Source organism: Streptomyces antarcticus, assembly GCF_026627255.1.
Lineage (GTDB): Bacteria > Actinomycetota > Actinomycetes > Streptomycetales > Streptomycetaceae > Streptomyces > Streptomyces antarcticus.
The window spans coordinates 58,399-72,726 of sequence record NZ_JAPNLM010000032.1 but is presented as its reverse complement, the minus strand read 5'-3'; the positions used below and the strand labels follow the sequence as shown (position 1 = coordinate 72,726).

Here is a 14,328-nt window from a genome sequence, read left to right as displayed (position 1 = left end):
GAGCGACGGCGCATGCCAGTCGGTGAACGATGTCGGAAAGCCGTGTGCGGGAGAACTGCATGCACGGTTTGAAGCGGCGGGGACTGGAAACGGAGCGAAAGCCACCGCGCCAGTCCCCGACCCTACTGAGTGCCTGTTCGAGTACGCCGCTACTGTTTGCCTGTCGTCGTCCGGGGTGGTCCCGGTCTGATTGAGGGGTGGGACAGTGGAGAAGACCTTGTTCGAAGAGATGTTCCACAGGAGACCGCATCCGGTGCTGCGTTTGCTGGGCAACCTGGCACTTTGCGCGGCTCAGCTCATCTTCGTCATCGCCGTGATCACGCACTTCCATAGCGCGTGGCGGTGGCTTGTTATCCCGCTGGGACTCTGGGCGATGGTGGCCGATGGCCGAGGCGTGGCTTTGGCGGTGCAGGACCTTCGGCGGCGCGGTGCCGCCCCGGCGCCGGAGTGAGAGCTGCGCTTGCTGACTGGCTCTGCCATGGCCAGTATCACGAGCTCGATCCGGCACCCGGCCGCCCGTAGAGGGGGACACGGCCCGGACTTCAGCCGGATTGGTCAGCGCCATTTCTACCGCGCGCCAGGGCTGAAGCTCAGTGTGGGATGCCAAGGCCGGTGGGCGGGGTGCAGCTGCTCTCGGCCGACTTCTTCGACCAGTTGGCGCGTGGCCCCTTGCGGGTGAGGCGCCGGGTCATGAGCGTGATATGTGCCCAGGTCAGATGGGCTTCGGAGTTCTGAGGCAACCGTTCGTAGTCCCGGACGTTGCGGCGGGATTTCATGATCCAGCCGAGGGTTCGTTCGACTTTCCAGCGAGGCCGGTTCAGCCGGAGTCTCGTTGGTGTCCTCAGCCTCGGTGGCGTCGCTCGATGCGCTGGTGGGCGGGACGGGAACCAGGGGAGCAGCTGCTGGGGTGGGGGCGACTCCGGCGAGGAGCGCGGGGAAGGGGTTCCCGGGGTCCTGAGTGGCGTCGGCGCTGGTGACCCGGACGGTCAGCGGCGCTCCGGCGACGGCCGCCTGGCCGTGGTCCTCGGCGAACTCCCAGGGCCCGGTCGCGGATGCTGGCTCCTCGGTCGAGACCTGCAGGGCGTGGACGTACTCCCGGTACTGCTCGTCCGTGACGCGCTGCAGGGTGACCGGCGTCTCCAGCGGGGCCAGGAGTGCCTCGTGGTCGCGGGTGGTGTCGAGGATCTCGGCGTGGCGGAACACGCGGCGGGTCGTGGTGGTGGCGGGCAGGACCACGGCCGTCTGTAGATCGCGGGCTGCGGACAGGGCGTCCGCGAGCCGGATGACGTCGTCCTCGCCGTGGTCCCCGGCGCCGATGAGCAGCCAGGGAAGGACCTATTCCCCGGTCTGGTGGGCCTCGAGGAGGAGCTCCCCGAGGTTCGGAGGCGACGGCGGGCAGGTGTGGCATCGTACGGATGCGGCCCTGCGGCAGGAGGCCGGAGAGACGGGTGCCCAGACCGGTGGTGAGGATTTCGCTGTAGTCGGTCCAGGCGCAGGTACCCAGTTCCAGTGCGAGGGCTCGGGCGACTTCCAGGATCTCCTCGGGGGTGCCGTCCAGCAGCAGGAACGCCGCCGGAACGCTTTCGCGTCAAGGCGGCCGACGGGGTCACGGACCTCTACGGAGTGCTGTACCGGCCGCGGGGATTCGACCCCGCCCGGCGTTACCCGGTGGTGGACAACCTCTACCCCCGCCCGCAGGTCAACCGGGTCGCCCCGTGCTTCGACCCCGGCGGGATGGGCCTCGACGCGGAACCCCTCGCGGCGCTGGGATTCGTGGTGATCGCGCTGGACGGGCGAGGAACCCCCGGGCGGAGCAAGGCCTTCCACGACGCCTCGTACGGCCACTTGGCCGACGCGGGCGGCCTGGCCGACCACGTCGCGGCCCTGCGCCAGCTGGCCCGGACCCGGCCGTGGATGGACCTGGACCGGGTGGGCGCCTTCGGCCACTCCGGCGGCGGATTCGCCGCGGCCCGGGCGATGCTGGACTTCCCCGAGGTGTACAAGGCCGCAGTCGCCCTATCCGGCTCACACGACGCCCGCCACTTCAACGCGGGCTTCGTGGAAACCTACGACGGCGCTGACAACCCCGAGGCCTGGGCCCGCACCTCCAACCTCGGCCTCGCCGACCGCCTGGCGGGCAAACTCCTCCTCATCCACGGCGAAATGGACGACCATGTCCACCCGGACCGCACACTCCGCCTGGCCGACCGGCTCATCGCCGCCGACAAGGACTTCGAGCTGCTCATCGTGCCCAGGGCCGAGCACACGTTCATCGACTGCCTGGCCTACGTCCGCAAGCGCTCCTGGGACTTCCTGGTCCGCGAACTGACGGACACGCAGCCACCCGCCTACCGCCCCGCCCCCATCACCATCAGCGGTGAACTCCTGGCCGAGATGTTCTCCTGAACAGCACCGCCGGCGAGGCGGCGTACCCCGTACGGCGCCTCGCCGGCGTTCCCGGCCCGGCCGCTCCCGGGGGCCGGAGGGCCGGGGGGCCGGGAGCGGTGTGGGCGTCAGAGGGACGAGATTTCGTGCAGGAGGTCGTCCAGGCCCAGGGAGCCCTGTGACAGTGCCGCCATGTGCCAGGCCTTGAGGTCGAAGGACGCGCCGTGGCGGGCGCGGGCCGCCTCGCGGCCCTGGAGCCAGACCCGCTCGCCGAGCTTGTAGCCGATGGCCTGGCCCGCCATGCCCTGGTAGCGGATGACCTCGCTCTCGACGTAGTCGGCCGGGCGGCTGCTGTGGCGGGCGAGGAACTCCTGCGCCAGTTCCGGGGTCCAGCGTTCGCCCGGGTGGAAGGGGGAGTGCGCGGGGATCTCCAGTTCCAGGTGCATGCCGATGTCGATGACGACGCGGACGGCGCGGAGCATCTGCGCGTCCAGGTAGCCCAGCCGCCGCTCCGCGCCGGTCAGGAAGCCCAGTTCGTCCATGAGGCGCTCGGCGTACAGGGCCCAGCCCTCGGCGTTGGCGCTGACGAGGCCCACCGTGGTCTGGTAGCGGGAGAGGCTGTCCGCGACGTGCGCCCACTGCGCCAGTTGGAGGTGGTGCCCGGGCACGCCCTCGTGGTACCAGGTGGTGACCAGGTCGTACGCCGGGAAGCGGGTCTCGCCCATCGTCGGCAGCCAGGTGCGGCCGGGCCGGGAGAAGTCCAGCGACGGCTCGGTGTAGTACGGCGCGGCGGCGCTGCCCGGCGGGGCGATGTGGGACTCCACCCGGCGTACCCGCTCGGCCAGTTCGAAGTGGGTTCCGTCCAGGGCCTCGATGGCCTCGTCCATCAGCGACTGGAGCCACTTCCGGACCTCCTCGACCCCTTCGATCGCCTCGCCGTGCCGGTCGCACCAGGCCAGTGCCTCCCACGGGCTCGCGGCCCCCGGCAGCACCTTCCCGGCCTCGACCCGCATCTCGGCCAGGAGCCGGTGGAACTCGGCCCAGCCGAAGGCGTAGGCCTCGTCGAGGTCGAGGTCGGCGCCGTTGTAGAAGCGCGCGAGGCGGCCGTAGCGTTCCCGGCCGACCACGTCCGGGGCGCCCGCGACGGCCGGGGCGTAGGTGTCACGGAACCAGTCGCGCAGCTCCACCAGGGCGCCGGTGGCCACCGCTGCGGCCTCGGTGAGCTCCTCGCGCAGCCGCTCGGGTCCCGGCTCGGCGAACTCGGCGAACCAGCTGCGGTCGGTGCCGATCCACTCCGTCAGCTGGGCTGTGACGGCGGTGACTTGGCGCGGTCCCGCCGGCAGGTCCTGTTCGAGGCCGGCCTCCAGGGAGGTGCGGTAGCCCGCCAGCGACCGAGGTACGGCCAGCAGGCGCCGGGCGATCGCCGCCCAGTCCGCTTCGGTGTCGGTGGGGGTGATGGTGAAGATCTCGCGGACGCGGTGCAGCGGTGAGTGGATGTTGCTGACCGTACGCAGGCCCTCGCCCGCCTCGTGGACGGCCAGTTCGGCGGTGAGCCGCTCGCGCAGCAGCTGGGCGCAGCGCCGTTCGGCGACGCTGTCGCCGCCGGGCCGGGCCTCGGCCTCCGTGAGCCGCTCCAGGGTGGCGCGGGCGAGCAGGGCTATCTCCTCCTGGCCCGCCGGGGAGAAGTCGGGGAGGCGGGCGGAGCTCTCGGCGATGCCGAGGTAGGTGCCGATGAGCGGGTCCAGGGCGACGATCGCGTCGACGTAGGCGTCGGCGACCTGGCGGGGCAGCTGGCTGCCCCCGGATGCGGTGGTGTGCGGCATGCGGGCCTTCCTCGTACGGATGGCACGTCCTGCGCACCGTCACGGTGCGGGAGGTGCCTGTCGGATCTCGGGCGGGGGCGGGGGCGGGGGCAGCGGGCGGGCGAGGATGTCCACGCCGTCCGGCGGGCCGGTGAGGCGGCCCGCTCCGGTCCAGCCCCACCGCAGGTACCGCGCGTGCGCCGGTGCCCCGGTGGACGCGGCGAGTACGGCGAAGGGCTCGGTCCGGTCGGCCAGCAGCAGGTCCAGGAGCGCCCGGCCGTGGCCGAGGCCGCGCAGTTCCCGTACGACGGCGAGCTCGTAGACGTAGAACAGCGGCCCCCGCAGGTCCCGGGGCGGGGGCGAGGCGGCCCGCGGATGCCACCATCCGCGGTCGCGGCGCACTCCGTAGGCGAAGCCGGCGAGCGCACCGCTGGCGGCGTGCACGGTGGTCACGGAGAAGCCGGGGAGCGCCGCGTGTTCGGCCAGCTGCGCCGCGAACCCGTCCGCGGCCGCCTCGTCCTCGCAGTACGGCGGCTCCCGGTACACCTGGTGGTAGACCTCGCGGAACTCCCCGGGGCGGCGGAGCGTGCCAGTGCGCTCAGGCACCGACGGTCTCCCGGACCGCGCGTGCGGGGAGTACCCGGCTCAGCCGGTGCAGTACCGCCACCGCTCCGAGGCAGCAGACGCAGAGCGCGAGCCACGGCAGGCCGGGGCCCTTCGCCAGCAGCCACGTGAACAGCACGGGCGCCAGTACCTTGGCCAGGCCCCACATCAGTTCCTCCAACCCGAGGTAGCGGCCCCGCAGGTGCGCGGGGGCCATCGCCACGGTCAGCGCGATGCTGGTCGGCGCCTGGAGCAGTTCCGCGACGGTGAAGACGACCATACCGAGTACGAGTCCGGCGAACGCCAGGCCCGCGCGTTCCGCGGGGACCGCCGCGAAGAGCAGGAAGGACACCACCCACAGGGCGGCCGCCACCTGGAGCACCCTGGGCCTGCGGTGCCGCTCGACGGCCTTGGCCACCAGGGTCTGCGCGAGCATCACCAGTACGGTGTTGATCGCGAACAGTACCCCGGGCTGCCAGGCGGGCAGCCCGCGCGCCTCGATCACGTAGGCGCTCAGCAGTAAGGTCAGCGCGAGGTCGCACAGGGCGAACACGCAGACGGTCGACAGTACGCCGAGATAGGCGCGGTCGGCGAGCACCTCCTGGTACCCGCCGCGCTTCCCGGCCGGGTCAGGGGCAGGGCCGGAGGCAGGGGCAGGGCCCGGGTCCGTGACGGGGGTGCGGGCCGGGCGCCAGGTCGCCACCAGGGCGGACGCGACGAGGAAGGACACCGCGTTGAGCACCACCACCCCGGTGTAGCCGGTGTTGCCGCCCCAGGTGACCAGTACGCTGCCGAGCAGCCCGCCGGCGCCGAACCCGATGTTGCGCAGGGCCCGGTCCATCGCGTACCAGCGGGCCCGCTGTCCGTCGTCGGCCACCTGGGCCACCAGGGCGGCGGCCCCGGGGCGGAACTGGCTCTCGCCCGCGAGGGTGATGGTGACCAGCACGATCAGCTGCCATGGGACGTCGGTGAACACGTAGCCGGTGAAGGTCAGTACGCGGACCAGGTTGCCGGCGACCACCACCCGGCGCGGCCCGAACCGGTCGATCATCGGGCCGGCCAGCGGTCCGGCCGGCAGGGCGAGCAGCGCGGCGGCCGACAGCATCAGGCCGACTGTGGTCAGCGGGAGGTCCTTGGCCACGTGGAAGTAGACGACGGCGAACGGCAGGAAGAGTCCGGTACCCAGTGCGTCGACGATCTGCGCGACGATCAGGGGCCCGCGCCCCCGGGTGTTGGGCAGGCCGATTGTTTCGGTGAAAGCCATCGGTGTCCTCACGCGTGGGGGAGTGGGAAGACGTTGAGTTCTTCCTCGGCCGGCGGCTGTGACCGCCAGCCGAGCTGGACCCCGGCGCGGCCGATCCGCCCGTCGCCCCACATCGGGAGTCCGGCGGGGAAGTTCGACACGAGGCCGGGCACGATCGTGTGGGTGGCGGTGAACCCCGCGGCTTCGACGTCACAGGTCGTCATGTCGACGCTGATCACTTCGAAGCCGCGGGCCTCGACCCGTTCGCGGTAGGCGGTGAGGCGGCGTTCGCCGAGGGTGGGGAGTCCGTCCCAGGGGCGGGTCTCCAGGTCCTGGAGCCAGGGCGCGACGCGCTGCCCGGCCCTGGGGTCGAGGTGGAGCTGCTGCTGGCACAGCAGGTCCCGGACGTCGGCGAAGTCCGCGCGGTAGGAGTCGAGATAGCGCCGGTCGGCGCGGTACGGCTTGAGGTTGCCCAGGTGCGGCAGTTCTGTCTGGCCCTGCTCCAGTGCCTTCCCGTTGTCGAGGTAGTGGCAGGTGTAGTGCAGGGTGAACCCTTCGGCGAGCGCCTTCTCCGCCGCGTCCTGCGGGTCGGGGCGGGTGGCGAAGCCGATGGTCAGCCACTGGGTGGCACGGTCGCGTACGACGGCGGCGACGACCGGGACCCCGAACTCGTTGTCCAGGTGGATCAGGGTGATCTCGTAGGCGTCGAGGCTGTCGGCGACCAGCTCCCGGATCTGGTCGGTCAGCGGGAGCCTGGGAAGGCGGGCGGCGTTGGCCCACCACACCATGGTGGTGTCGCGCTCGATGACTTCTTCCAGTCCCGAGGTGACGGCGTGCTCCTCGTTCACTCCCGCGGCCACGCCGGCCACCAGGGGGTCGCAGTACCTGACCGGGTCGGCCTCGTCGTGTGCGATCAGGGCCGCCGGCACCCACACGGGCTCGCCGGTGGTCCACGAGCGGCCCTCGATCCAGGCGCACTCGGAGTCCACGGTGAGCGGTGCGAAGGGGAAGCCGTCGGTGCGGTACTGGCGCTGCGAGTACAGGTGCAGTCGGCGCGGGTCGAGCGCGGGTACCCCGGCGCGGCGGAGCCTGGTGTGGCTGCCGTAGCGGAGCCGTTCCTGGGGCAGCCTGCTGGTGCAGTAGCGTTCGACGGCCTCGCCTACGGCGCTGCGGCGGGCGGCGTCGAACTCGACCCAGGACGTGCCGAACGCCTGGCGGTCGTTGTGCCAGTCCGCGACGCGCCGCATGTCGGCGACGTCGACGGCGCAGACCCGCAGCGCGGCCGGTGTGTTCGCCAGCGGGGCCAGCTCTTGTACTCCGGTGACCACGCCGACCTGGTCGTCGACGAGCAGGTCGGCCTCGGCGTCGCCGCGGACCACGGGCCGGGGCCGGGTCGGGACCGGCAGTACGGTGCGGCTGACCTGGGTGAAGGCGCCCGGGTCCAGGTCGGTCTCGTCCACGGCGGCCCCGTCGGCGACCCAGCGTTCCAGGTGCGCGTCGAGCTGCGCGAGGACCCAGCGGGCGTCGGCGGCGCGCAGCCGGGGGCTGTCCGCCTCCGGCGCTGCCGTCATGGCCTCGACGACCCGGGGGTCGCGCGCGGCGGACAGCCGGCGCTCCCGTACGTCGGCGAAGTCCGCCGTGGCGCCGGGGACGATCGCCGGTCCGAGGACCGCCCGGCTGCGTTCGCGGCGCAGCGGCAGCCAGCGCAGGCCAAGTCCGGCGCACAGTTCGTCGATCCGGGTGAGCTCGGCGTAGGCGGGGTGGTCGAAGGCGGCGACGAGTACGGTGTCGCGGGCGTCGACCTCAGAGAGGTCCTCGGGCGCCGGTGCCACGGAGGCGTAGCCGGTCGTGCTCAGTGCGTGCCGCAGGGGCGCCGTGAGGGCCGGCGAGCCCGTGGTGAGCACCCTCGTACGGGCGAGGCGGGCCGCTCGCGCGGCGCCGTTCGTGGCCGGTGCCGGGCGTAGGCAGCCGTCGTGCCGCAGGACGTCGACCACCTCGGCGTATTCGGGGGGCATTCCCGCGAGCAGTTCCGTGCGGGTCCTGGTGCCGTCGCAGCGGGCCGCCCACGCGCGGAACTCGGGGGTGGGTGCGGAGATATAGAACTCGCCGCCGTTCGGGGTGGCGAGAAAACACAGGTCTCGCTCGATGTCGTAGATTTCCACGTCCGCGAGTTCCATGAGTTCTGCCATGCCGGCCCCCCGTCGAATCGAATGCGTACAGCAAAAGGCCAATGGCCCCGGGTACACGACCCGGAGCCTTGGCGACACCTGTTTCAGCAGGTCAGCGTCACTTGGCGACCGAGCGGTTGTGAACCACCGCGCGGTTGTGGACCACGGCGCGGTTGTGGACCACGGCGCGGTTGTGGACGACAGCGGTGACGGCGCTGATCTTGACGGTGGAAATCATGGAATTACCTCCTGGTTGTGTCGGTCGATCTGGAATGAGATTAACAAGATTCCAGACCGGCGCCTAGGAAAGTAAATTCAGGAATTCCGATGGGCAATCCCTGTTCCCGATGGCCGGTGCGATTTTGTCCCGATTCTGCTGATTCGGTGTCAGTGGGTGGCGTATTCCTCGGAGAGGAAGCGGATCGTCTGGTCGATGAAGGTGCGCATCTCGCGGGAGAGGGTCCTGCCGCGGCGCCAGGCGATCTGGGTGTGGACCTCGAAGGGGATCGGCCAGGGCAGGGCTTCCAGGGTGCCGGCTTCGAGGGAGTCCGCGACGGTGGCGGTGGGCAGGAGGCTGATGCCCAGGCCCGCGGCCACGCCGCGCTTGATGGACTCGATCGTGCCGAACTCCAGGAAGGGCAGGGATTCGCCGGTTCCGTCGTTCAGTTCCGCTTCGAACAGCTCGCGGTAGGCGCAGCCGGCCTCGGCGGAGATGACGCGGACGGACCGCAGGTCTTCCGTGGTGACCTTCTCCGCCAGGGTCAGCGGGTGACCCGGGGCGGCGACCACGGTGAGCGGTTCGGAGCCGAGGATCTCCGTCTGTACGCCGGGGTGGCGGGTCTCGGCTTCCATGAGGAAGCCCAGGTCGAACAGGCCCTGGCGCAGGGCGTGGCAGGTTTCGGCGCAGAGGCTGGGGCGCAGGAGGATCTGGAGCGCCGGGTGGCGGTGGTGGAAGAACTCCAGGAGCGTCGGCATGCGGTAGGAGGTGATGCTCTCCATGGACCCGACGGTGAGTACCCCGGCCGGCCCGTCGGAGCCGAGCGCCGCGCCGCGGGCCTCGCCGGCGAGTGCGAGCATCTGCTCCGCGTACGGCAGGAGGCGGCGGCCGGCCTCGGTGAGTTCGACCCGGCCTCCGAGGCGGTCGAAAAGGCTGACCTCCAGTGATTCTTCCAGGCTCTTGACGTGGCCCGTGACGCTGGATTGCGCGTACTTCAGTTCAACCGCCGCGCGGGTGAAGCTGAGCAGCGTCGCCACCTTGTGGAACGTCGCCAACTGCCGAATGTCCATGTCCCCTCCATGGCTCGGTTTTCGCCGGACTTGCAGCGCCGACACCAGGGAATCAACAGCGGGAAGCGGTGACCAGAAAAATCGATGTCACCTAGCGGACAGCACCCGTCAGGAACTTGACACGGCTTCACCGTCGGGGATCAGCCCCTGGCGGGTGAGCACTATCCCGGCCTGGAAACGGCTGGTGGCCCCGACCTCGCTCATGATGACGGAGATGTGCCTGCGGCAGGTCCGGGTGGCCATCCCGAGGCGCCGGGCGATGACTTCGTCCTTGAGCCCCATCGCCATCAGCCGGATGACCGACATCCTCAGGTCCTCGGTGTGGTGGTACTCGGCGGCCCCGCCGATGTCGAAGGCCTGGCTGCCCTGCCAGACGGACTCGAAGGAGCGGCACAGGTAGGCGACGACGGTGGGGTCCGTGACGAGGGCCGCGCCGGGCGGTTCCTTGCCCTTGCGTTCCTTGGGGATGAAGGCGAGCTTGCGGTCGTAGATGATGAGCCGCTCGGAGAGTTCCTCCGCGGTGCGGACCTCGGCGCCGGCCGCGCTGATCTGGCGTACGTAGGAGCGGGTGGCCAGGCTCGCCGAGGCGGTGTTCTGGTAGAGGGTCCGGATGCTGACGCCGCGCTGGCGGAGCTCCAGAGTCTGCAACAGGTCCTGTTCGAGCAGTTCCGCGCTGCGTCCGCCGCCCGGTTGGAGGGTGATGCGCTCTTCGGTGCAGCGCCGGCGTGCGAGGTCGATCTCGCGCCGGACGTCCTCGAAGTCGTCCAGGACGCGGATGGGTACGTCCTCCGCCACGGGCTGCGCGCGCGAGCGGTACATGGCGGACAGCGCCCGCAGTTGCTGGTGGATCCCGGAGATCTCGCGGCGGCGCTGGGCGATCGACAGTTCCAGCGGGGTGACCAGCTCGGCTTCGGCGATCTCGGGGTCGAGTGCCACCATGGCGCGGTGGCCCCCCGCGGAGGCGAGCAGCCTCAGGTTCTGGAGGTCCTTGCGGGCCTCGGTGACCAAGTGGACCTCGACGCCGAGGTGGTGGGCGACGTCCTCGTCCGTGAAGGACCCGGTGCGGAGCGCGTACTCGTAGGTCGCTAAGGCGATTTCGCCCAAAAGGTGGTGCTCGGTCACGGTCAGCCCCCGCCTGGATGCCCGATTTGCCGCTATCCACTTACGGCCGCTCCATTATAGGACATCCGCTACCCCTCGAGGTGGATCTTTAAAGGTGACAGATTTTCATTGCGGTCGCACGGTGCACCGCACGTAAACGAGGCATACCGGGGGATCGCGACGTGAGTGCACGAACTTTCCTGGCCCAGGGCATCGCCGCCGCACTACTGGCAATCGGAGTGTTTCATTCAGTTGGCCTGGCCGTCCCGACGGCCTCCGTCGGCGGAAAACACGGCACGGTGATTAGCGCCGACGACAAGTGGGACACCCCCCCTGCCCGACTCCGACCCGCTGCCCCGGTGAAGGGTGACGGAAATGCCTGAGCCGACAGCACACAACCGAGGATCAATTGTGGCCCAGACGAAATTCCCCGCAGACGTATACGACTCTTTCGGCGCGGATTCCGAAACCCTCCACTGGCCGCGGCGGCTCTCGTAGCCGCCCCCCGACCGATCAGAAGTGCACCCGGTGGTCCTGCGGAGTCACCCGGTAGCGGATGTCCCAGAGGCTGCGCCGCACATAGGTGCGCTGGAGCCAGCGGTCCCGGCCGTCGTGGCGGGCGGCGAAGCGCGATCGGGCGTGAACGCCCTTGCGGTTGTTGACGAGCAGGGCCTGACCCGGCTCCAGCCGCACCTCGTGCGCCACCGAACGGCACGTCTCCTGGAGCCGTTCGAACGCTGCCCCGGCATCACGGTTCAGCGCGTGCACCCCATTGGCCGACACGGCGATCTCCGGATGGGTCCCGCCGCCGCTGAGGATCGGTACCGGCTCGGAGAGCACCTCCGAACCACCCGCGACACTGCGGGTGTAGCTGCCCGGCGCATTGAGCCGGAAGTGGGGACCGCGCAGGATTTCCAGCGCGTCCGACGGCAGCTCCCCGCAGATGTCGCGGGCATCGGCGTAATAGGTGACCGCCTCCCCGGCGGGGTCGCCGCGCAGGCAGTTGAGTACGAGGAAGTCCGGGTTGGCGCGGTCGTAGCGGCCCGTCGGGTCGTAGGTGATGTCGCTGTGGAAGTTCAGGAACACCGCGGAGCTCTGGTTGGTCTGGGTCCGCTCCCCGCCGGCGACCGGGACCACGTCGTGGATCAGCCGGCCGGCCTTCTCCGTGAGCACGCCGAGCGGCTCTCCCAGGAGACCGCTCAGGCCCAGCAGTACGCCCTCGCTGACGAATCCGCTCTTGCCCCGGCCAGGCCCGCCGTCCAGCGGGGTCGGGCCGGTCCGTGCGTCGACGGGCAGGTTGCGCACCAGGGCGACGCCGGGGGCGTCGTTGTGCCGGCCGAAGTCCAGGACGGAGCGCAGGAGGTCCAGGGGCAGCATCGCGAACACCTGGTGGCAGCGGGCGCTCGCCCGGTCGATGTCCGCGCTCGGATCGGGCAGGCTCTCCAGCTCCCGGCCGATCGCCGCCCGCATCGCGTCCGGCAGCGCCAGGTCCGCGAAGGTCGCGGCCTCGGCCGCGCGCATGGTCATGGTGGACTCGCTCATATCGCTCACACCCCCACTCGTACGCCGGTCCGCCCTGGAACCGGGAAGTCCAGTCCGTCGTGCAGCCGCTGCGCCAGGCGCAGGGCGTCCTCGCTCCCCTGGGCCACGTGCGTGGTGACCTTGCTGCCCCGCACCTCGGCCACGGGTACTCCCGCGGGGCTCCCGGCCTTGACGCCGTGCTTGCGCTGGACGGCCTCCGTATCCACATATCCGCCGACGACCGCCACCGACGGGCGGCGGTTCAGTCGCACCGTGTCGAGTCCTTCCAGGTGGAAGGCGTGGTGGGCGGAGTCGGCGTGCGCGTCGTCGCGGTAGTCGAGCACCAGGGAGCGCTGGTTGAAGACCACCGCCGCCATCTGGGTTCCGGTCCCGCTGATCGTGGTGCCCGTCTTGTACGGGGCGCGGTTGTGGCGCAGCACGATCTCGATTCGGTGCCGCAACGCCAGCTGTACGGCGCGGCGGTGCAGCACCTTCGCCCCGTACAGCGACATCAGCGCCGCCATGTTGTACGAGACCTCCGGGAGCATGCGGGTCCCGGAGACCAGGTGGGGGTCGCTGGTGTAGATCCCGTCCACGTCCGAGTGGATCTCGCAAACGCGGCTGCCGACGGCCCGGGCCACGGCCAGGGCCGACAGGTCGGAGCTGTTCTTGCCCAGCCAGGTCGGGCGGCCCTCGCCGTCCACCGCCTGTCCCCCGGGCACCACCACCACCTCGTACCGCGCCAGCGCCCTGCGCAGCGGGGCCGGGTCGGTGTCGACCACGCGGGCCCACAGGAAGGAGGCGTTGGTGGTCAGTCCGAGCTGGTGGCCGGCGAGCACGGTGGCGGTACGTCCCCTGCGGTGCAGGGCGGTGGCCAGCAGATGGGCGCTGACCAGGTCGGCGGTGGTCAGCAGGCCGGCGGCGGTGGCGGCCCCCGGCTGCCGGTTGACCTCGTGCAGGCGCCCGCGCAGTCCCTCGGTCTCGCCCTGCATCGCGCTGACGACCACGGCCATCGGGCCGGGTTCGCGGCGGATGCGTTCGTCGAGGCCGCGCGCGAGGTCCTCGTAGCCGCCGGGGGTGCGGAAGGTGGAGCCGCCGAACTTCAGTACCACCGGGGTCTTCACCGGATGCCTCCCGCCAGGAAGCCGCGGGCCAGGACGTAGTCGGCGATCTGGATCGCGTTCAGGGCCGCGCCGACGCGCAGGTTGTCGGAGACCAGCCACAGCCAGAAGCCGCATGGGTTGTGCGGGGACACCCGTACCCGGCCGACGTGCACGTGATCGGGGTGCCCGGCGTTCAGTGGGGTCGGGAACGCCGCCCGGTTCTCCCCGTCGTGCACGGTGACCTCGGGCTGTACGGAGAGCAGGGCGATCAGCTCGTCGCGGTCCACCGGGGAGTCCGCCTCGATCCAGACCGCCTCGGAGTGGCAGTTGACGACGGGGACGCGGACACAGGTGGCGGTGACGTCCAGGTGGGCCAGGTCGAGGATCTTGCGGGACTCCCGGACCATCTTCTCTTCCTCCAGGGTGAATCCGCTGTCCTGGAGGACGTCGATGAAGGGCACCACGTTGAAGGCCAGCGGGGGCCGGAACCGCTCGGACGGCAGCTCCGCGTCGGGGTCCCGCAGTGCCAGGTCGCTGCCCTCCAGCAGTTCCTCGATGCCCTGGTGTCCCTGGCCCGAAGCGGCCTGGTAGGTGCTGACCACGGCCCGGCGCACGCCCCAGCGCCGTTCCACCGGCTGGAGCAGGCGGACCAGCGGAATGGTCGAACAGTTGGGGTTGGCGATGATCCCGCTCTCCGGGGGCCGGTCCAGGGCGCGGAAGTTGACCTGGGGCACGACGAGCGGGGTGGCGGGGTCCATCCGGAAGGCGTTGGTGTTGTCAATGACCAGCGCGCCCTTGGCCACGGCGGTCGGCACCCAGGCGGCGCTGACGCTGGTGCCGGCGGAGAAGAAGGCCAGGTCGACGAGGCCGAAGTCGAAGTCCTGGAGTGCCTGTACCTCGTACGGCCTTCCTTCCACCAGGATCTGCCGGCCCGCGCTGCGCGAGGAGGCGACCAGGTACAGCTCGCGGTAGCGCAGCTCCCGTTCCTCCATCAGCTCGATGAAAGTGCTACCCACGGCTCCGGTCGCGCCGACGATGGCGATGCGCGGAGCGGCGGGGTCGGTGACGAGGGTCATTGGACTTCTCCGTTCTGGACGGGACGAGGGAACGGCAGG

General features: G+C 70.8%; 12 protein-coding genes. 2 read left to right on the top strand and 10 right to left on the bottom strand.

The window, feature by feature from the left end:
• Positions 1–205: 205 nt before the first annotated feature.
• On the top strand, positions 206–451 hold the full coding sequence (locus OTB16_RS33465; RefSeq protein WP_267725871.1) for a hypothetical protein: 246 nt from the start codon (positions 206–208) through the stop codon (positions 449–451).
• Between the two features lie 116 nt (positions 452–567).
• Here the strand turns inward: OTB16_RS33465 and OTB16_RS39735 are convergent, their stop codons facing one another.
• On the bottom strand, positions 568–1,236 hold the full coding sequence (locus OTB16_RS39735) for a hypothetical protein (protein WP_420717847.1): 669 nt from the start codon (positions 1,234–1,236) through the stop codon (positions 568–570).
• Between the two features lie 387 nt (positions 1,237–1,623).
• Between OTB16_RS39735 and OTB16_RS33455 the strand changes: the two genes are divergently transcribed.
• Positions 1,624–2,406 carry an alpha/beta hydrolase family protein gene (locus tag OTB16_RS33455; protein ID WP_324290915.1) on the top strand — a complete coding sequence of 261 codons (783 nt, stop codon included), beginning with the start codon at positions 1,624–1,626 and terminating at the stop codon, positions 2,404–2,406.
• Positions 2,407–2,513: 107 nt separating this feature from the next.
• On the opposite strand, the gene OTB16_RS33450 is transcribed toward OTB16_RS33455, so the two are convergent.
• The 9 genes from OTB16_RS33450 to OTB16_RS33410 form a co-directional block, all read right to left on the bottom strand.
• A complete protein-coding gene (locus tag OTB16_RS33450; RefSeq protein ID WP_267725866.1) occupies positions 2,514–4,208 on the bottom strand; it encodes a DUF885 domain-containing protein in 1,695 nt (564 codons plus the stop codon).
• A 39-nt stretch (positions 4,209–4,247) separates the two neighbouring features.
• Positions 4,248–4,793: a GNAT family N-acetyltransferase gene (locus tag OTB16_RS33445; protein WP_267725863.1), complete on the bottom strand. Its 546-nt coding sequence runs from the start codon at positions 4,791–4,793 to the stop codon at positions 4,248–4,250.
• Entirely contained in the window at positions 4,786–6,054 is a 1,269-nt protein-coding gene (locus tag OTB16_RS33440) for an MDR family MFS transporter (RefSeq protein WP_267725861.1), read from the bottom strand. Before OTB16_RS33440 ends, OTB16_RS33445 begins: the two co-directional genes overlap by 8 nt.
• 8 nt (positions 6,055–6,062) lie before the next feature.
• Entirely contained in the window at positions 6,063–8,222 is a 2,160-nt protein-coding gene (locus OTB16_RS33435) for a YcaO-like family protein (protein WP_267725859.1), read from the bottom strand.
• A gap of 366 nt (positions 8,223–8,588) precedes the next feature.
• Positions 8,589–9,488, bottom strand: coding sequence for a LysR family transcriptional regulator (locus OTB16_RS33430; RefSeq protein WP_267725856.1), 900 nt, complete (start codon positions 9,486–9,488; stop codon positions 8,589–8,591).
• A gap of 108 nt (positions 9,489–9,596) precedes the next feature.
• On the bottom strand, positions 9,597–10,610 hold the full coding sequence (locus OTB16_RS33425; RefSeq protein WP_267725853.1) for a LuxR C-terminal-related transcriptional regulator: 1,014 nt from the start codon (positions 10,608–10,610) through the stop codon (positions 9,597–9,599).
• Between the two features lie 492 nt (positions 10,611–11,102).
• Positions 11,103–12,131 (bottom strand): TauD/TfdA family dioxygenase, encoded by a 1,029-nt coding sequence (locus OTB16_RS33420; protein WP_267725850.1) that lies wholly within the window; start codon positions 12,129–12,131, stop codon positions 11,103–11,105.
• Positions 12,132–12,136: 5 nt separating this feature from the next.
• Positions 12,137–13,234 (bottom strand): amino acid kinase family protein, encoded by a 1,098-nt coding sequence (locus OTB16_RS33415; protein ID WP_267725847.1) that lies wholly within the window; start codon positions 13,232–13,234, stop codon positions 12,137–12,139.
• Positions 13,231–14,289, bottom strand: coding sequence for an aspartate-semialdehyde dehydrogenase (locus tag OTB16_RS33410; RefSeq protein ID WP_267725845.1), 1,059 nt, complete (start codon positions 14,287–14,289; stop codon positions 13,231–13,233). Before OTB16_RS33410 ends, OTB16_RS33415 begins: the two co-directional genes overlap by 4 nt.
• Positions 14,290–14,328: the final 39 nt, after the last annotated feature.

Bases quoted from the DNA above. Each gene is read 5' to 3' on its own strand.
- OTB16_RS33450 (WP_267725866.1), bottom strand. From the start codon at position 4,208: ATGCCGCACACCACCGCATCCGGGGGCAGCCAGCTGCCCCGCCAGGTC.
- OTB16_RS33440 (WP_267725861.1), bottom strand. From the start codon at position 6,054: ATGGCTTTCACCGAAACAATCGGCCTGCCCAACACCCGGGGGCGCGGG.
- OTB16_RS33435 (WP_267725859.1), bottom strand. From the start codon at position 8,222: ATGGCAGAACTCATGGAACTCGCGGACGTGGAAATCTACGACATCGAG.
- OTB16_RS33430 (WP_267725856.1), bottom strand. From the start codon at position 9,488: ATGGACATTCGGCAGTTGGCGACGTTCCACAAGGTGGCGACGCTGCTC.
- OTB16_RS33420 (WP_267725850.1), bottom strand. From the start codon at position 12,131: ATGAGCGAGTCCACCATGACCATGCGCGCGGCCGAGGCCGCGACCTTC.
- OTB16_RS33410 (WP_267725845.1), bottom strand. From the start codon at position 14,289: ATGACCCTCGTCACCGACCCCGCCGCTCCGCGCATCGCCATCGTCGGC.